Here is a 16,415-nt window from a genome sequence, read left to right as displayed (position 1 = left end):
CCGCTGAGCAGCCCGTCCGCCGGTGCGTCCACCGCCCGGCCGGCCCGCCCGCCCGGTAAAGGTCACGCGAGGGTAAACTCGGCAGGCGGTCGGGCCGCCGCCACGAGGCGGGCGCGCCGGCCTCGTCTACCTAGGGAAGAGGGATCCCCCATGCCAGCGGTCGTGCTCGTCGGTGCCCAGTGGGGCGATGAGGGCAAGGGCAAGGCGACGGACCTGCTCGGGTCCCGCGTCGACTACGTGGTGAAGTTCAACGGCGGCAACAACGCCGGCCACACGGTCGTGATCGGCGACGAGAAGTACGCCCTGCACCTGCTGCCCTCGGGCATCCTGTCGCCGGGCGTCACGCCGGTCATCGGCAACGGCGTCGTCGTCGACATCGAGGTGCTGTTCGAGGAGCTCGACGCGCTCGTCGCGCGCGGCGTCGACGTCTCGCGCCTGCTCGTGTCGAGCCAGGCGCACGTCATCACCGACTACCACCGCACCATCGACAAGGTGACCGAGCGGTTCCTGGGCAAGCGGAAGATCGGCACCACGGGCCGCGGCATCGGCCCGGCGTACGCGGACAAGATCAACCGCGTCGGCATCCGGATCTCCGACCTGTTCGACCCCAAGATCCTGCGGGACAAGGTCGAGGGCTCGCTCAACCAGAAGAACCACCTGCTGGTGAAGGTCTACAACCGCCGCGCGGTCGACGTGGACCAGACCGTCGACCAGCTGCTGGCGTACGCCGAGCGCCTCAAGCCGATGGTCGCCAACACCCCGCTGGTGCTCAACCAGGCCCTCGACGCCGGCAAGACCGTGCTGTTCGAGGCCGGCCAGGCGACGATGCTCGACATCGACCACGGCACCTACCCGTTCGTGACGTCGTCGAGCGCCACCGCCGGCGGCGCCGTGACCGGCTCGGGCATCGGACCCACCCGCGTCGACTCCGTCATCGGCGTCATCAAGGCCTACACCACCCGCGTGGGTGAGGGCCCGTTCCCCACCGAGCTGTTCGACGACTCCGGCGAGTACCTGCGCAAGACCGGCGGCGAGTACGGCGTCACCACCGGCCGCGCGCGCCGCACCGGCTGGTACGACGCCGTCATCGCCCGCTACGCCTCGCGCGTCAACGGCCTCACGGACCTCGTGGTCACCAAGCTCGACGTGCTCACCGGCATGGACAGGGTGCCGGTGTGCGTGGCGTACGACGTCGACGGCACCCGCTACGACGAGATGCCGGACGACCAGACCGCGTTCCACCACGCCGTCCCGGTCTACGAGGAGCTGCCGGGCTGGTGGGAGGACATCTCGGGTGCCCGCACCATCGAGGACCTGCCGAAGAACGCCCAGGAGTACCTGAAGTTCCTCGAGAGCGTGTCCGGCACGCGCATCTCCGCGGTGGGCGTGGGCCCGCGCCGCGACGAGATCATCCCCGTGCACGACCTCATCCACGGCCGCTGACGCTCCTGCAGCGTCGTCCCGGCGCGCCCGCCCGCCGCTGCCTCCGGCCGCGGACCGGGCGGGCGCGTCGTGCGTCACGGGCGCCCACCTACACTGGGCGCCCGTGAAGATCCTCGTCGTCGGGAACGGTGCCCGCGAGCACGCCATCGTCCACGCCCTGGCGGGCGAGCCCGGGGGCCACGAGCTCCACGCGGCGCCCGGCAACCCGGGGATCGGCCGGGAGGCGGCGCTGCACGCGGTGGACGCGAACGACGGCGCCGCCGTCGCCGCCCTCGCGACCGGCCTGGGCGCCGACCTCGTCGTCGTCGGCCCGGAGGCGCCGCTGGTCGCCGGGGTGGCCGACGCCGTGCGCGCGGCCGGGGTCCCGTGCTTCGGCCCGTCCGCCGAGGCGGCCCGCCTCGAGGGGTCCAAGGCCTTCGCGAAGGACGTCATGGCCGCCGCCGGCGTGCCCACCGCGGCGGCGCACGTGTGCACCACGCTCGACGAGGTCGCCGCGGCGCTCGACGACTTCGGCGCCCCCCACGTGGTCAAGGACGACGGCCTCGCGGCGGGCAAGGGCGTCGTCGTCACGTCCGACCGCGACGCCGCGCTGGCCCACGCCGAGGCCGCGCTCGCGGCGCCCGGCGGCGCGGGTCGCGTCGTCGTCGAGGAGTACCTCGACGGCCCCGAGGTCTCCCTCTTCTGCATCAGCGACGGCGCCGCCGTGGTGCCGCTCGTGCCCGCCCAGGACTTCAAGCGCGTCGGCGACGACGACGCCGGCCCCAACACCGGCGGCATGGGCGCCTACTCGCCGCTGGGCTGGGCGCCGGCCGGTCTCGTCGACGAGGTGGTGGAGCGCGTCGCGCAGCCGACGGTCGACGAGATGGCCCGCCGCGGCACGCCGTTCGCCGGCGTGCTGTACGTGGGCCTCGCGCTGACCTCGCGCGGCACGCGGGTGGTCGAGTTCAACGCCCGCTTCGGCGACCCCGAGACGCAGGTCGTGCTGACCCGCCTGGTCACGCCGCTGTCGGCCGTCCTGCTCGCCGCCGCCACCGGCGCGCTGGGTGACCTGGAGCCGCTGCGCTGGTCGGACGACGCGGTCGTCAACGTCGTCGTCGCGGCCGCCGGGTACCCGGGCACGCCACGCAAGGGCGACGCGATCACCGGGACCGACGACGCCGAGGCGCTGGACGGCGTGCACGTGCTGCACGCCGGCACGGCGACGTCGCCCGACGGCACGCTCGTGGCCGCCGGGGGGCGCGTGCTGTCCGTCGTCGCGCGCGGCGCGGACCTCGACGCGGCGCGCCGTCTGGCCTACGAGGGCGTGGCGCGCGTCGGGCTCGCCGGCTCGCACCACCGCACGGACATCGCGCTCAGGGCGGCGCGGGGCGAGGTCACGGTCCCGACGGCCGGCTGAGGCCGCCACCGGACCTTGCGCGGCCCGGTCTCGGCGCGGCGCCCCGGGCACGGGAAGCGGCGCCGTCCTCCGCCGGCCCGTGCTCACCGACCAGACGCCCGCCGACGTCGGCCGGCCGCCGGTAACCCGGCGGACTCTCCGCCGCCGGCGCTCGACGCCCGGACGCGGCGCCGTCGTCCGGCGCCGGGATGGGAGACTGGGCCGGTGACCGACACGCGCCCTGACAACCTCTCGGAGGCCTTCGCCGGCGGCCCGCTCGACCTGCCCGGCTGGCGGCACGTCTACTCGGGCAAGGTCCGGGACCTGTACGAGCCCGACCTGCCGTCCCTCGGCGGTGCGCACCCGCTCGGCGAGGTCGTCCTCGTCGTCGCCTCCGACCGGGTCTCGGCGTACGACCACGTGCTCGCCCCCGGCATCCCCGACAAGGGCGTGGTGCTCACGCAGCTGAGCCTGTGGTGGTTCGACCAGCTCGCGGACCTGGTGCCGAACCACGTGGTCAGCACCGAGGTCAGCGCCGCGCCGTTCGACGGGCTCGTGCCCGACGTCGTGGCCGGCCGGGCCATGATCTGCCGGCGCCTGGACATGTTCCCCGTCGAGTGCGTCGCGCGCGGCTACCTCACCGGCTCCGGCCTGGCGGAGTACCGCGCGTCCGGCTCGGTGACCGGCATCCCGCTGCCCGACGGCCTCGTGGACGGCTCCCGCCTGCCCGAGCCGATCTTCACGCCGGCGACCAAGGCCGAGGTGGGCGAGCACGACGAGAACGTGCCCTTCTCCGCCGTCGTCGAACGCCTCGGCGAGGCCGCCGCCACCACGCTGCGCGACCTCACCCTGGCGGTCTACGCCCGGGCCGAGGAGATCGCGCGCGAGAAGGGCGTGATCCTCGCGGACACGAAGCTCGAGTTCGGCACCGACCCGGTCACCGGCGAGGTCGTGCTCGGCGACGAGGTGCTCACGCCCGACTCGTCGCGCTTCTGGCCGGCCGACCAGTGGGCGCCGGGGCGCGCCCAGCCCAGCTTCGACAAGCAGTTCGTGCGCGACTGGCTCACCTCGCCGGCCTCCGGCTGGGACCGCGCCGGCGACGCCGCGCCCCCCGCGCTGCCGGCCGACGTCGTCCTGCGCACCCGCGACCGCTACCTCGAGGCGTACGAGCGCCTCACGGGCGCGCCGCTGAGCTGACGGCCGACGCGCGACGGCCGACGCGCGGCCGCCGGCCCGGCCGCACCGCCCAGGCCCGCCACGACGACGGGGCGCCCTCCGTGCGGAGGGCGCCCCGTCGTCGTGGGTGTGCCGAGCGGGTCCGGCGCACCCACGACGATGGGGGGCCGGACCGGCGTCAGAGGCCCGAGCCCTTGACGCTGCTGGTCAGCGGCTCGCCGTCGAGCGAGTAGGCGTAGCAGGCGAGCTCACGGTCGCCCATGTCCCACGAGTCGCCGTCGGGCAGGTAGGCGTCGTAGTCGAGGGCCGAGTCGTAGTAGTCGGTGCCGACGTACGGCTCGAAGGCGGACTCGCAGAACTCGACCGCCGTGCTCGCCACCGCGTCCTCGCCGGGGAAGGCCCCCTCGGCGAAGGCGTCCACGGCGTACACCTCGAACTCGTGCGACTGGGTGCAGTCGACGAACTCGATGTCGTAGACGTTGCCGCTCTCGGGCGCGTCGAAGCAGCCGCCGAGGTCGAACGCGGCGTCGGCCGCGACGGTGCCCTCGAGGGCGGTGCTGCCGGTCCCGGTGGCGGCCGAGTCCTCGGCCGTGTCCTCAGCCGTGTCCTCGGCCGTGTCCTCGACGGGCGCCTCGGACTCCTGGACCACCGAGGTGCCGGCGGCGGTGTCGAGCTCCTCGAGCTCGTCGGCGTTGTTGACCAGCCACACGACCATGGCGATCCAGACGATCCCGCCCAGGATGCCGAGCGCGCCGAGCACGATGCCGGCGATGGACAGGCCCTTGCCGTTCTGCCCGGACTTCTTGACGCGGTTCAGGCCGACGATGCCGAGCACGAGCGCGACGACGCCCGTGCCGAGGATGCCGGTGACGAGCGAGGCGATGGCGAAGCCGTCGGTGCCGGGGGCGGCGGGCCGGTCGTACGGGGAGGACCCGTAGGGCGACTGCGGCGCGGCCGACGGCTGGCTGTACGGCGACGGCGCGGCCCCGTACGGCGACGGCGCGGCCCCGTACGGCGAGGCCGGGGCGTCGGTGCTCGGCGCGCCACCCTCGGTGTACGGCGCCGGCTGTCCGGGCGTCGTCCGCGGGGCGGACGGCGCGCCGTACGGGGCGGCGGGCGGCGTGGCGCCCGCCGGCGTCGGGGCCGGCGTCTCGGGGGTCGAGGACGGCGGGGCGAACGGGTCCGGGGTCGTGCCCTCCGGGGGCGTGGTGCTCAAGGCGGCCTCACAGGTCGGCGGTGTCGTGGCGCGGGCTGGTGTCACCCCGCGGGACGGCGCCACGGGTACGAGCGGGGTGCGACGACGGCGGTGCCACCGCGTCGGTGGACGCGGACGGGCGGACCGCCGTCGCGACCCTATCCGGCCCCACGTCGCGGCGGCGGGTCGGCCCGGCGCTCCCGCGGCAGGGTGTTGCGGGATCGTGACCTGCGGACCCGCGGCGCCGGCGGGGTCGGCGGTGGCCGCGGAGGTGCGTCCCGGGTGGCGGCGCGGACGGCGGACCGGGGCGCCGCGCGCCGCGGGTAGACTGGCCGCGGAACCCCGCCGTCGTGCTCCCGCTCGCGCACGCCTGCGCCACCGCTCCGCCGGATGGCCCCGTGCGCGGGATCCCGGAGCGGCGGCACGTGCCGGAAGACCCACCAGAGGAGCCCCCGTGGGACGCGTCGTCGTCGAGGTCATGCCCAAGCCCGAGATCCTGGACCCCCAGGGCAAGGCCGTGGTCGGGGCGCTGCCTCGCCTCGGATTCACCCAGTTCACCAGCGTGCGCCAGGGCAAGCGGTTCGAGCTCGAGGTCGAGGGCGACGTGACGCCCGAGGTGCTCGCCGCCGCCCAGGAGGCCGCGGTGACGCTGCTGAGCAACCCGGTCATCGAGGACGTCGTCCGCGTGGCCGACGCCGTCACCGACGCCGCCGCGACGACGGTCGAGGGCGCGGCCTGATGGCCGCCGCCACGCTCGGCGCCGCCCGCATCGGCGTCCTCACGTTCCCCGGCACGCTCGACGACCGCGACGCGGCGCGCGCCGTCCGCCTCGCCGGCGGTGAGCCGGTCGCCCTGTGGCACGCCGACGCCGACCTGCACGGGGTCGACGCCGTCGTCCTGCCGGGCGGCTTCTCCTACGGCGACTACCTCCGCGCCGGCGCCATCAGCCGGTTCGCGCCGGCGATGGGCGCCGTCGTCGACGCCGCCCGCGGCGGCATGCCGGTGCTGGGCATCTGCAACGGCTTCCAGATCCTCACCGAGGCGCACCTGCTGCCGGGGTCGATGGTCAAGAACGACCACCTGCACTTCGTCTGCCGCGAGCAGCAGCTCCTGGTGGAGAACGCCTCCACCGCATGGACGAACGAGTTCGCGCAGGGCCAGACGATCACCATCCCGCTGAAGAACCAGGACGGGCAGTTCGTCGCCGACGACCGCACCCTCGACGAGCTCGAGGGCGAGGGCCGCGTGGTGTTCCGCTACGTCGGCCAGAACCCGAACGGCTCGCGCCGCGACATCGCCGGCATCACCAACGAGCGGGGCAACGTCGTCGGCCTCATGCCGCACCCCGAGCACGCGGTCGAGGCCGGCTTCGGCCCCGACGCCGCCGACGGCGTGCGCGCCGGCACGGACGGCCTGACGTTCTTCACGTCGGTGCTCGCGTCGCTGGTGCACGCCTGACGCATCCGCCGCACGCAGCGCGAGGGCCCCGGAGCGACGGCTCCGGGGCCCTCGTCGTCCCTGCCCCGGCCGCATCGGCCGTTCCGGGTCTCTGGCGGTCCGAGACAGCGGGGTCTGTCTCGGACCGCCAGGGACCCGGAAGGCGGGTGGAGGAAATCCCGTGCCGTCCGCCGCGCGGCGCCGCTACGGTGCCGCGCATGACCGTCCCCACGTCCTGGCTCCCCGTGCACCGGCCGTCCGACGACGAGCTCGTCGGCTACCTGCTGCCCGCGGCGGACGACCGCCGGGACCGGACCACGGCCGAGGGCGACCAGGTGCGGGAGTGGGTGCCGGCCACGCTGTTCGGGCACCCCGTGGGCCCGGCGGCCGACGAGGACGCCGGCCGCGAGCTGCTGCACGCGACGGGCCTCGCCGTGCTCGCGGACCGGTGGGTGCTCCTGCGCGGCGAGGGCGTCGACGGCCCCACGACGGTCGAGATCGCCTCCGCGCGACCCGACCGCGTCGTCGTGCAGACGCCGTACCACGCCGTCTCGAGCGGCCACGGCTCCCGCTGGCAGCTGCCCGTCCCCACGGACGGGGCGCTGGTGCGGCCGCACGAGGTCCGCGCCTGACCGGCTGACCACCCGGCACGCCCGCGGGCGAGGGCGCGGGTCACCGGCCGGCGAGGTACTCCAGCTGCGCGACGACCGACTGCCGCGCCGCCCGGCGCACCGCGTCGTCCACGTCCGCGTACACGGCGTCGACGACGGCGTCGGCCAGGCCGGCGGGCACGTCCCCGCCGTCCGGCAGCGCCACGCCGAGCGCCGCCACCGCGGCGCGCACCTGCGCGAGCCGCTCGTGGCGGTGGGCCCGGTACGCGCGCACCACGGCGCCGAGGTCGTCGACCACCGGGCCGTGGCCGGGCAGCCCGCGCACCGGCGCCGCGCCCGCGGCGCGCTCGAGCACGTCGAGACTCACGAGGTAGTCGCGCAGCGACCCGTCGGGCTCGGCGATCACCGTGGTGCCGCGGCCGAGCACCGTGTCGCCGGTGAGCACCACGCGCTCGGGCGCAGCGGCGCCCTCCGCCGCGCCGGCGGGCGCGACGACGAAGGAGACCGAGTCGGCCGTGTGGCCGGGCGTGGCCAGCACCTCGACGCGCAGGCCGGCCGCCTCGATCACCTCGCCGCCCGCCAGCGGCGCACCGCCGTGGCAGTGCGCCGGGTCCGCCGCGCGCACGGGCGCACCGGTGAGCGCGTGCAGCCGCGGCGCCCCGGCGGTGTGGTCGGCGTGCCGGTGCGTCACGAGCACCAGCGCCACCGGGCCGGCGGCGGCCAGCGCCGCGAGGTGGTCCGCATGATCCGGCCCGGGGTCGACGACGACGGCCGCCTCCGCGCCGGGGGCGCGCAGCACGTGGCTGCGGGTGCCGTCGAGCGTCATCGGGCCGGGGTTGTCGGCCCGCAGCACCGCGGCGAACGGCGTCACCGGGTCGGGCGTCGTCATGCGCGGCAGCCTAGACGGCGGGCGCCCCGGTCAGCGCGCGGCGAGGGCGCCCGCGAGCAGCTCCAGCGTCCGCGTGCGGCCCGGCGTCGTGGTCAGGTCCTCGCCGGCGTACGACGACGCGACGGGCACGGCCATGACCTCGCCGGTGCCGTGGGCGGCGGCGAGCCGGGCCAGCTCGTCGGCGGCCGCCTCGGGCGTGCCGATGATCCAGCGCGCGCGCATGTCCGCGACCGCCTGCTCGCCGAGGGTGTCGAGCGGAGCGGCCTTGGCCTCCTCGACGGTCTCCAGCGGGCCCATCGGCTTGCCGGTGCGCAGCCGCGCCATCGACCGCAGCTGCGGCAGCGCGCGCTCGTCGGCCTCCTCCTGGGTGGCCGCCACGACGACGTTCGCCGTGACGAACGTGCGCGGCTCCGGGTGCTCCTCGCTGGGGCGGTAGCCGTCGCGGTACAGCGTCAGCGCCTGCTGGAGCCCGGGCCCGGCGAAGTGGTGCGCGAACACGTACGGCAGGCCGAGCTCGGCGGCCAGGCGCGCGGAGTAGTCCGAGGAGCCGAGCAGCCACACCGTGGGGGTGCCCTCGGCGGCCGGGGTGGCCCGCACGGGGTAGGTCTCGCCGCTGGTGAGGCGGATGGTGGCGCCGTCGCGCTGCAGCAGCGCCATGACGTCCTGCACGTGCTGCGGGAAGCGCTCGACGTCGGCGGTGGGCCCCGAGGACCGCAGCAGCGCGGTGATCACCGGGTCGCTGCCGGGCGCGCGGCCGATGCCGAGGTCGATGCGGCCCGGGGCGAGCGCCTCGAGCGCGGCGAACTGCTCGGCGACCACGAGCGGCGCGTGGTTGGGCAGCATGACGCCGCCGGAGCCGAGGTGGATGCGCTCGGTCTGCGCCGCCGCGGCGGCGATCATCACCGGCGGCGTGGACGCCGCGACGGCCGGCATGTTGTGGTGCTCGGCGAACCAGTACCGGGCCAGGCCGAGCCGGTCGGCGAGCCGCACGAGCTCGAGCGACGAGGCGATGGCCTGGGCGGTGCTCTGCCCGGAGCGGACGGGCACGAGGTCGAGCACGGACAGCGCGGGGGAGGGGTTCACGGCGTTCATCGCCTAGGGCAACACCGCGCGGCGGCGCCGTGTTCCGCCCAGTCCTCACAGGGCGCGCGTCACGCCCCCGCGGCGACCGCGAGCACCACGCACGCCCCGCCGAGCAGCACGTCCAGGCCCATGCACCACACGGCGAGCGAGCGGTGCACGACGACGTCGCGCCGGTAGTGCACCGCGTCCCACGCCGCGTGCACGGCGAGCGCGACGCCGGCCAGCGCGAGCCCGACGCGCGGCGCGAGCTGCAGGGCCACGACGCACGCGGCGGACCAGCCCGCCATGGCGAGCGCCTGCGGCCACGTCGCGGCCCGCCGCGCGAGCGCGCCGAGCGCCACGAGCACCACCCCGGCGGCGACGAGGGCCGTCCACCGCGGCACGTCGAGCACCTCGGCGAGGAACGGCAGGGCGCTCGCGACCGGCACGGCGGCCCACGCCGCCCACCGGCGGCCGGTGGCCGCTGCCGCCAGGTAGCACAGCGCCGCGACGCCGACGGCGGTGGCCGGGGTGGACACGCCGACGGCGTCGAGCCGCAGGCCGCCGCCCGCGCCGCCACCGTCGAGCAGGGCGCCGGCCGCCAGCAGCCCGGCCGCCGAGAGCGCGCCGAGGACGAGCCACGCGGCGGTGCGCAACCACGGCCACGGCGCCGGGCGGGCGGCACGCTGCGCTGGGGTCTCGGGCATCGGTCACTCCCTCGTGCTCCGGCTGTGAGTACCCCCTGGGGGTAACGCTACGCCGGGGCGGGGGCGAGGGGAAGGCCGACGGGTCACCAGACGGGCGGCCGCCGCTCCGACCACCGCAGCCGCTCCTCGAGCTGCGCGGCGAGCGCCAGGAGCACGTGCTCTCCGCCGGGCCGCCCGACGAGCTGCACCCCCATCGGCAGGCCCGCCGGCGCCGAGGCCGTCGGCTCCGTCCACGTGACCGGCACCGTGATCGCCGGGAGGCCGCAGACGTTGATCATCGACGTGTACGGCGTGTACTGGCACTGCTGCTCGAAGTTGCGCTCCGGGTCCTCGGCGTCGAACCAGCCCAGCGGGCGGGGCGTCATCGCCAGCGCCGGCGTCACGACCGCGTCGAACCGCTCGACGCGCGCCACCATCGTGCGCTCGAACCGCGCGAGCGCCGCGAGCGCCTCGGCGAGCTGGCGGGCCGAGACCCTGCGGCCGGCGTCCACCAGCCACCGGGTGAGCGGCTCGAGCAGGGCGAGGCGCTCGGGGTCGTCGACGCGCACCGTGGACGCCCCGGCCATCCAGATCGTCCGGAACGCGGGCGCGTAGGCGGCGTCGGGCTCCCAGGCGGGTTCGTCGATCCCGTGCCCCAGGGCACCCAGCCCGGCCACCGCGGCGTCGAGCGCCGCGCGCGCCTCGGGCCCGGCCGGGACGTCGTAGAAGCCGTCCCACGCGCTGAACGTGCTCACCGCCAGGTGGAAGCGGCGGCGGCCGTCCGGCGCCTCGCCGCGCTGCGCGGCGGCGAGGTAGCCGCCCCGCTCCCCGGCGGCGGTGCGGAGGGTGAGCGGGTGGTCGACGGTGCCGTCGCCGCGGCGCGGCAGCATGCCCTCGAGCAGCAGCGCGGCGTCGGCCGTCGTGCGGGCGAGGGGCCCGGCGACCACGAGCCCGCCGAGGGAGTCGACGCCCGACCCGGCCGGCAGCAGGCCGCGGGTCGGCTTGAGCCCCACGAGGCCGCAGGCGGCGGCCGGGATGCGGATCGAGCCGCCACCGTCGGACCCCGGCGCGAACGGCAGCAGGCCGGCGGCCACCGCGGCGCCCGCGCCGCCGCTCGACCCGCCCGCCCCGCGGCCGAGGTCCCACGGGTTGCGCGCCGGCGGCCCGGCCAGCATCTCGGTGTAGGCCGGGAACCCGAGCTCCGGCGCCGCCGTGCGGCCGAGCGACACCGTGCCCGCGGCGTCGAGCACCTGCACGACGTCGCTGCTGACCTCGGGCACGTACGCGTGCCGACCGGCGAACGCCCGCGACCCGAACCCGGTCGGCACGCCCGCGCGGTCCCACAGGTCCTTGTCGGCCGACGGCAGGCCCCACAGCACGGCGTCGTCGTCGGGGCAGTCGTCCACGAGGGCGCCGGCGTCCCGCTCGCGCTCCAGCACGGCGGCGCGCTCGCGGGCGGCGTCGGCGGTCACCAGGGTGAGGGCGCCGACGGCGGCGTTGCCCGCCGCGACGCGCTTGAGATAGTGCTCGACGACGTCGGTCGGCGCCAGGGAGCCGTCCCGGAGCAGGTCGCGCAGCTCGACGGCGGTGCGCTCGTGCAGCTCGGTCATGCCGCCAGCCTAGGAGGCGCCGCCCTCACCGCAGCAGCGGCGCGACCTCCTGGCCGAACCAGGCGGCCAGCCCCTCGGGGTCGCGCTCGTGCGCGTCCGGCTCGGCCACCACGGTGGTGGCTCCGGCGTCGGCGTACGCCCGCAGGGTGGCCGCGACCTGCTCGGCGTCGCCGAACGCGGCCAGCCGGGCCAGCCCGGCGTCGTCGGCGACGTCGTGGCCCCCGCGGGCGAGCATCGCCCGGGTGTCCGCGAGGTGCTCGACGCGGCGCGCGACGGCGACGAACGCGACCACGGCGAACGGGTCCTCGCGGCCCACGGCCCGGCGGCCGGCACCGACCTGCTCGAGCGCCCCGGGAAGGCCGTCCAGCCCGGTCGCCGACGTGAGGATCACCCCGTCGGCGTGCTCGCCCACCAGGCGCAGCGTCCTGGGGCCGACCGCCGCCGCCAGCACGGGCGGGCGGGTGGCCGGCGGCCAGTCGAGGGCGACGTCGTCCAGCGTCACGTACCGCCCGCGCGTGGTGACGCGCTCGCCGGCCAGCAGGGCCCGCAGCGCGGTGAGGTGCTCGCGCAGCAGGGCCAGCGGGGAGGCCGCCCGCGCGCCCGCCCGGCCCATCCACTCCTGGACGCCGTGCCCGACGCCGGGCACGAGCCGGCCCGGGAACATGCCGTCGATCGTGGCGATCTCCATCGCCGTCAGCGCCACGTTGCGCAGCGGCACGGGAAGCACGCCGAGCCCGACGCGCAGCCGGTCCGTCGCGCCCAGGACCGCCGCAGCCCCGGCCACGGCCGTCTCCTTGAAGCAGTCCTCCCACAGCCACAGCTCGTCGATCCCGGCGGCCTCGACCGCGCGGGCCAGCGGGACGTACCTCGCGGGCGGCAGCGTGGGTCGCGCGATGAACCCCAGCGTCGGTGCGCTCATGTCCCGACCCTGCCCGCGCCGGGCGGGGCCGGCCGGCCGACACGCCGTCCGCCGGCCCGGCCCAGCCGGCCTCAGAGCGGCGTGACCGTGCCCTCGAAGTGCTTCTGCCGGCGCAGCGCGTTCCAGCCCACGTAGGCGAACCCGCCCGGCTCGAGCGCCTCGGGCGCCGCCTCGGACGCGATCGCGACCTGGGCGGGCGTGACCGCCACGTCGATCGTGCCGGGCAGCAGCACCGGCTTGGCGAACTGCACGGTCCACCGGTAGGCGTCGCCGCGCGCCACGCCGACGTCGGCCAGCGCCCGCGCCGCGGTGTACATCCCGTGCGCGATCGCCCGCGGGAAGCCGAACGCCTTGGCGGACAGCGCCGACATGTGGATGGGGTTGCGGTCTCCCGACAGCGCGCCGTAGGCCCGGCCCGTGCCGGCGGGCAGCACCCACCGGCCGGTGGGCAGCGGCGGGGCCCACGGGTCCGCGGCCGACCGGCCGTCGCCGTCCGCCCCGGCCGCGGCGCCGTCCGTGACGCCGTCCGCGGCGCCGGCCACGCCGTCGTCGTGGGCCTCGTCGGCGCCCTCGACCTCCGACGGGTCGAACCCGCGGGCCAGGTACGTCGAGACCCCGCGCCACGCGGGCACCGGGTCGTCCAGGGCGCCGTGCTCGCGGACCTCCGCCACGAGGTCCACCTGCACGCCCCGGCGGTGCGGGCGCAGGTTCTCGGCCCACGCGCGCAGCTCGAGCCGGTCACCCAGCCGCAGGGGGCGGGCCAGCGCGGCGTCGTTGGCCAGGTGCACCATGCCCAGCAGCGGCAGCGGGAAGTCGGCACGCACCATGACGGCCGTGGCCAGCGGGAACGCCAGCACGTGCAGGTAGCCCGACGGCAGGCGGTCCGACACCGGCTCGTGCAGCAGCCGCTGGTAGTCGCGCAGATGGGACGCCATGCCGGCGGTGTCGACGTCGGCGACGCGGTAGGCGACGGGCGGCAGCGTGAGCGCGTCCTCGCCGCCCGCGCCGATGACCGGCAGGGACGGCAGCGCGCGCCCGGCGGCGATGCGGCCGGACGACGCGGCGCCGCGCGCGTAGAGGCCGGTCAGGCCGGGCACGGACGTGAGGGTCTCGACCGCGAGCACGCCGCCCGCGCCCGTGGTCACGGCCAGCGGTCCGGCGGTCACCGGCCCACCATGTTCTGGCCGCACACGCGAAGCGTCTGCCCGTTGACCCCGGCGGCGGCCGGGGAGGCGAGGAACGCGATCGCCTCGGCGACGTCGACCGGCTGGCCGCCCTGCAGCAGGGACGACAGGCGCCGGGCCGCCTCGCGGGTGGCGAACGGGATCGCCCGCGTCATGTCGGTCTCGATGAAGCCGGGCGCGACGGCGTTGGCGGTGCCGCCGTGCCGCGCGAGCAGCGGGCCCGTGGCCGCGGTGTGCCCGACGACGCCGGCCTTGGTGAACGCGTAGTTCGTCTGCCCGCGGTTGCCGGCCAGGCCGCTGGTGGAGGCCAGCGACACCACGCGCAGCCCGGAGACCTCGCCGCGCTCGGCCGCCTCGAGCAGCTGGGCGTTGATGCGCAGCTGGGAGGCGAGGTTGACGGCCACGACGGAGTCCCACCGGGCGGCGTCCATGTTGGCCAGCAGCTTGTCCCGCGTGATGCCGGCGTTGTGCACGACGACGTCCAGGCGCCCGTGGCGGGCCCGGGCGTGCTCCAGGAGCCGCGTCCCGGCGTCGGGCGCGGTGACGTCGAGCTGCAGCGCGGTGCCGCGCACGGCGTTGGCGGTGCGCGCCAGGCCCTCGCCGGCGGCCGGCACGTCGACGCAGACGACGGTGGCGCCGTCGCGCGCGAGCGTGCGGGCGATGGCGGCGCCGATGCCGCGGGCGGCGCCCGTGACGGCGGCGACCTGGCCCTCGAGCGGGCGGTCCCACGACGTCGGCAGGGCGGCGTCGGTGGGGCCGACCTCGAGCAGCTGGCCGTCCACGTACGCCGACCTCGCGGACAGGAAGAACCGGAGCGCGGCCAGCGCCGACGTCGAGCCGGCGGCCGCGCCGTCGGTGAGCACGACCCCGTTGCCGGTGGCGCCGGCCCGCAGCTCCTTGGCCAGCGAGCGGCAGAAGGCGTCGACGCCCTGGCGCGCCGCGGCGAGCTCGGGGGAGTCCTGCTCCGTGCGGGCGCGCGAGAGCGTGACGACGCGGCCGTGCGGGGCGAGCTTGCGCAGCACCGACCCGGCGGCCAGCACGGCCTCGGAGGCGTCCTGCGGCCGGGCCAGCTCGGTGAGCACGAGCACGACGGCGCCGAGGCGGCCGGGGTCGGCCCGCAGCTCGACCGGGTCGCGGCGCACGTCGAGCTCCCAGGCGAGCAGCGCCTGGGCCACGCGGTCGGCGTCGGCCTTCGACGCGGCGTCGGACAGCACGAGCACGGGGCCGACGGTGAGCGGGTCGCCGGGGCGGTGCCGGCGCAGCACGGCGGGGCGCGGCAGGCCGAGCTTCTTCGCGAGGGTCTTGGTGATCCCGGTGTTGACGAGCCGGGTGTAGGAGTCGGTCATCGGTGGTCCCTCCCTGGGTCCCGGGTCGTCAGGCGGACTCGATGATCGCCGTCGCGCCGAGGCCGCCGGCGGCGCACACCGACACCAGCGCCCGCGCGGGGCGCCCGGTCTCGGCGGCGCGCTGCGCCACGAGCTTGGCGGCGGTCGCGAGGATGCGCCCGCCCGTCGCGGCGAACGGGTGGCCCGCGGCGAGCGAGGAGCCGTTGACGTTCACCTTGGAGCGGTCGACCTTGCCGAGGGCGCCGGGCAGCCCCAGCTCCGTGCGGCAGTACTCGTCGTCCTCCCACGCGGCCAGCGTGGTGAGGACCGTCGCGGCGAAGGCCTCGTGGATCTCGAGGAAGTCGAAGTCCTCCAGCGTCAGCCCGTTGCGGGCGAGCAGGCGCGGCACCGCGTGCACGGGCGCCATGAGCAGGCCCTCGTGGCCGTGCACGAAGTCGACGGCGGCCGTCTCGGCGTCGACGAACCGGGCCAGCACGGGCAGGTCGTGCTCCTCGGCCCACTGCCGCGAGGCGAGCAGCACGGCGGAGGCGCCGTCGGTCAGCGGCGTGGAGTTGCCGGCCGTCATGGTCGGCACGGCCGGGGTGTCCGACGTCGCCAGGCTCTTGCCGAACACCGGCTTGAGGCCGGCGAGCTTCTCCGCCGAGGTGTCGGGGCGCAGGTTGTCGTCACGGGTCAGGCCGCGGAACGGCGTCACGAGGTCGTCGAAGAACCCGGACTCCCAGGCGCGGGCGAGGTTGCGGTGGCTGGCGAGCGCGACCTCGTCCTGGGCCTCGCGCGTGATGCCCCAGCGGGCGGTGGTGACGGCCTGGTGCTCGCCCATGGACAGGCCGGTGCGCGGCTCGTCGGTGGCCGGGGTGAGCGGCTTGAGGTCGGCCGGGCGGATCCTGGCCAGCGCCTTCAGCCGCTGCTGCAGCGTCTTGGCGTGCGAGGCGGCCAGCAGGGCGCGGCGCAGGCCCTCGCTCACGGCGATCGGCGCGTCCGAGACGGTGTCGGTGCCGCCGGCGACGCCGGACTCGATCTGGCCCAGGCGGATCTTGTTGGCGACCGCGATGGCCGCCTCCAGGCCGGTGGCGCACGCCTGCTGCAGGTCGTAGGCGGGGGTCTGGGGCGACAGGGAGGAGCCGAGCACGCACTCGCGGACGAGGTTGAAGTCGCGCGAGTGCTTGAGGACGGCGCCGCCGACCACCTCGCCCAGGCGCTCGCCCTGCAGCCCGAAGCGGGCCACGAGGCCCTCGAGGGCGGCGGTGAACATCTCCTGGTTGGAGGCGTCGGCGTACTTCTTGCCGGCGCGCGAGAACGGGATGCGGTTGCCGCCGACGACGACGGCGTCGCGCAGGGCGGGCGCGTCGTCCGCGCGCTTCGGGGACCGGGCCTTGCCGGAGGCGGTCGCGGCGGCGGTGGAGCGTGTGGCCACTTCGTCGTTCCTTCGCTCAGGGGGTGGGTGCTGCTCGTGACGTAGGACTCACAGTACCTGATACTCTC

The 16,415-nt window shown here is 76.7% G+C and carries 15 protein-coding genes; 6 read left to right on the top strand and 9 right to left on the bottom strand.

Annotated elements, in window-relative coordinates; genetic code table 11:
- The first annotated feature begins 150 nt into the window (after nucleotides 1-150).
- The 3 genes from U5M74_RS08590 to U5M74_RS08580 all read left to right on the top strand — a co-directional run bounded on the left by U5M74_RS08590 (nucleotide 151) and on the right by U5M74_RS08580 (nucleotide 4,015).
- A complete protein-coding gene (locus U5M74_RS08590; protein WP_069983362.1) occupies nucleotides 151-1,443 on the top strand; it encodes an adenylosuccinate synthase in 1,293 nt (430 codons plus the stop codon).
- 103 nt (nucleotides 1,444-1,546) lie between these two features.
- Nucleotides 1,547-2,839 carry a phosphoribosylamine--glycine ligase gene (gene purD / locus U5M74_RS08585; protein WP_410908071.1) on the top strand — a complete coding sequence of 431 codons (1,293 nt, stop codon included), beginning with the start codon at nucleotides 1,547-1,549 and terminating at the stop codon, nucleotides 2,837-2,839.
- Nucleotides 2,840-3,043: 204 nt separating this feature from the next.
- Nucleotides 3,044-4,015 (top strand): phosphoribosylaminoimidazolesuccinocarboxamide synthase, encoded by a 972-nt coding sequence (locus U5M74_RS08580; RefSeq protein WP_410908069.1) that lies wholly within the window; start codon nucleotides 3,044-3,046, stop codon nucleotides 4,013-4,015.
- 157 nt (nucleotides 4,016-4,172) lie between these two features.
- Here U5M74_RS08580 and U5M74_RS08575 read toward each other — a convergent pair whose 3' ends face one another.
- Nucleotides 4,173-5,210 carry a DUF4190 domain-containing protein gene (locus tag U5M74_RS08575; protein WP_410908067.1) on the bottom strand — a complete coding sequence of 346 codons (1,038 nt, stop codon included), beginning with the start codon at nucleotides 5,208-5,210 and terminating at the stop codon, nucleotides 4,173-4,175.
- Nucleotides 5,211-5,643: 433 nt separating this feature from the next.
- Here U5M74_RS08575 and purS point away from each other — a divergent pair, with 433 nt between their 5' ends.
- The 3 genes from purS (at nucleotide 5,644) to U5M74_RS08560 (ending at nucleotide 7,258) form a co-directional block, all read left to right on the top strand.
- Nucleotides 5,644-5,928, top strand: a complete 285-nt coding sequence (gene purS, locus U5M74_RS08570) for a phosphoribosylformylglycinamidine synthase subunit PurS (RefSeq protein ID WP_069984737.1) — start codon at nucleotides 5,644-5,646, stop codon at nucleotides 5,926-5,928.
- Complete coding sequence (gene purQ / locus U5M74_RS08565) at nucleotides 5,928-6,647, top strand: phosphoribosylformylglycinamidine synthase subunit PurQ (protein WP_410908065.1); 720 nt, start codon at nucleotides 5,928-5,930, stop codon at nucleotides 6,645-6,647. Before purS ends, purQ begins: the two co-directional genes overlap by 1 nt.
- A gap of 197 nt (nucleotides 6,648-6,844) precedes the next feature.
- On the top strand, nucleotides 6,845-7,258 hold the full coding sequence (locus U5M74_RS08560) for a hypothetical protein (protein WP_410908063.1): 414 nt from the start codon (nucleotides 6,845-6,847) through the stop codon (nucleotides 7,256-7,258).
- Between the two features lie 40 nt (nucleotides 7,259-7,298).
- On the opposite strand, the gene U5M74_RS08555 is transcribed toward U5M74_RS08560, so the two are convergent.
- The 8 genes from U5M74_RS08555 to U5M74_RS08520 form a co-directional block, all read right to left on the bottom strand.
- On the bottom strand, nucleotides 7,299-8,126 hold the full coding sequence (locus U5M74_RS08555; RefSeq protein ID WP_410908061.1) for an MBL fold metallo-hydrolase: 828 nt from the start codon (nucleotides 8,124-8,126) through the stop codon (nucleotides 7,299-7,301).
- A 30-nt stretch (nucleotides 8,127-8,156) separates the two neighbouring features.
- Complete coding sequence (locus U5M74_RS08550) at nucleotides 8,157-9,218, bottom strand: LLM class flavin-dependent oxidoreductase (protein ID WP_410908059.1); 1,062 nt, start codon at nucleotides 9,216-9,218, stop codon at nucleotides 8,157-8,159.
- A gap of 59 nt (nucleotides 9,219-9,277) precedes the next feature.
- Nucleotides 9,278-9,895: a hypothetical protein gene (locus U5M74_RS08545; RefSeq protein WP_410908057.1), complete on the bottom strand. Its 618-nt coding sequence runs from the start codon at nucleotides 9,893-9,895 to the stop codon at nucleotides 9,278-9,280.
- An 83-nt stretch (nucleotides 9,896-9,978) separates the two neighbouring features.
- Entirely contained in the window at nucleotides 9,979-11,484 is a 1,506-nt protein-coding gene (locus tag U5M74_RS08540; RefSeq protein ID WP_410908055.1) for an amidase, read from the bottom strand.
- Between the two features lie 25 nt (nucleotides 11,485-11,509).
- Nucleotides 11,510-12,403, bottom strand: coding sequence for an LLM class flavin-dependent oxidoreductase (locus U5M74_RS08535; protein WP_410908053.1), 894 nt, complete (start codon nucleotides 12,401-12,403; stop codon nucleotides 11,510-11,512).
- 71 nt (nucleotides 12,404-12,474) lie between these two features.
- Nucleotides 12,475-13,569 (bottom strand): MaoC/PaaZ C-terminal domain-containing protein, encoded by a 1,095-nt coding sequence (locus tag U5M74_RS08530; protein ID WP_410908051.1) that lies wholly within the window; start codon nucleotides 13,567-13,569, stop codon nucleotides 12,475-12,477.
- On the bottom strand, nucleotides 13,566-14,933 hold the full coding sequence (locus U5M74_RS08525) for a 3-oxoacyl-ACP reductase (protein WP_410908049.1): 1,368 nt from the start codon (nucleotides 14,931-14,933) through the stop codon (nucleotides 13,566-13,568). The genes U5M74_RS08530 and U5M74_RS08525 overlap by 4 nt, the downstream gene beginning before the upstream one ends.
- 28 nt (nucleotides 14,934-14,961) lie before the next feature.
- Nucleotides 14,962-16,347, bottom strand: coding sequence for an acetyl-CoA C-acetyltransferase (locus U5M74_RS08520; RefSeq protein WP_410908047.1), 1,386 nt, complete (start codon nucleotides 16,345-16,347; stop codon nucleotides 14,962-14,964).
- Nucleotides 16,348-16,415: the final 68 nt, after the last annotated feature.

The sequence above is a fragment of the Puerhibacterium sp. TATVAM-FAB25 genome (assembly GCF_046535855.1).
Lineage (GTDB): Bacteria > Actinomycetota > Actinomycetes > Actinomycetales > Cellulomonadaceae > Puerhibacterium > Puerhibacterium variabilis_A.
The sequence above is the reverse complement of the archived record's forward strand: the minus strand, read 5'-3'. Positions and strand labels throughout refer to the sequence as shown.

What these genes read in the sequence shown, in the direction of transcription:
- U5M74_RS08555 (WP_410908061.1), bottom strand. Translation starts at nt 8,126, where the DNA reads ATGACGACGCCCGACCCGGTGACGCCGTTCGCCGCGGTGCTGCGGGCC.
- U5M74_RS08560 (WP_410908063.1), top strand. Translation starts at nt 6,845, where the DNA reads ATGACCGTCCCCACGTCCTGGCTCCCCGTGCACCGGCCGTCCGACGAC.
- U5M74_RS08545 (WP_410908057.1), bottom strand. Translation starts at nt 9,895, where the DNA reads ATGCCCGAGACCCCAGCGCAGCGTGCCGCCCGCCCGGCGCCGTGGCCG.
- U5M74_RS08540 (WP_410908055.1), bottom strand. Translation starts at nt 11,484, where the DNA reads ATGACCGAGCTGCACGAGCGCACCGCCGTCGAGCTGCGCGACCTGCTC.
- U5M74_RS08535 (WP_410908053.1), bottom strand. Translation starts at nt 12,403, where the DNA reads ATGAGCGCACCGACGCTGGGGTTCATCGCGCGACCCACGCTGCCGCCC.
- purQ (WP_410908065.1), top strand. Translation starts at nt 5,928, where the DNA reads ATGGCCGCCGCCACGCTCGGCGCCGCCCGCATCGGCGTCCTCACGTTC.
- U5M74_RS08525 (WP_410908049.1), bottom strand. Translation starts at nt 14,933, where the DNA reads ATGACCGACTCCTACACCCGGCTCGTCAACACCGGGATCACCAAGACC.
- U5M74_RS08590 (WP_069983362.1), top strand. Translation starts at nt 151, where the DNA reads ATGCCAGCGGTCGTGCTCGTCGGTGCCCAGTGGGGCGATGAGGGCAAG.
- U5M74_RS08550 (WP_410908059.1), bottom strand. Translation starts at nt 9,218, where the DNA reads ATGAACGCCGTGAACCCCTCCCCCGCGCTGTCCGTGCTCGACCTCGTG.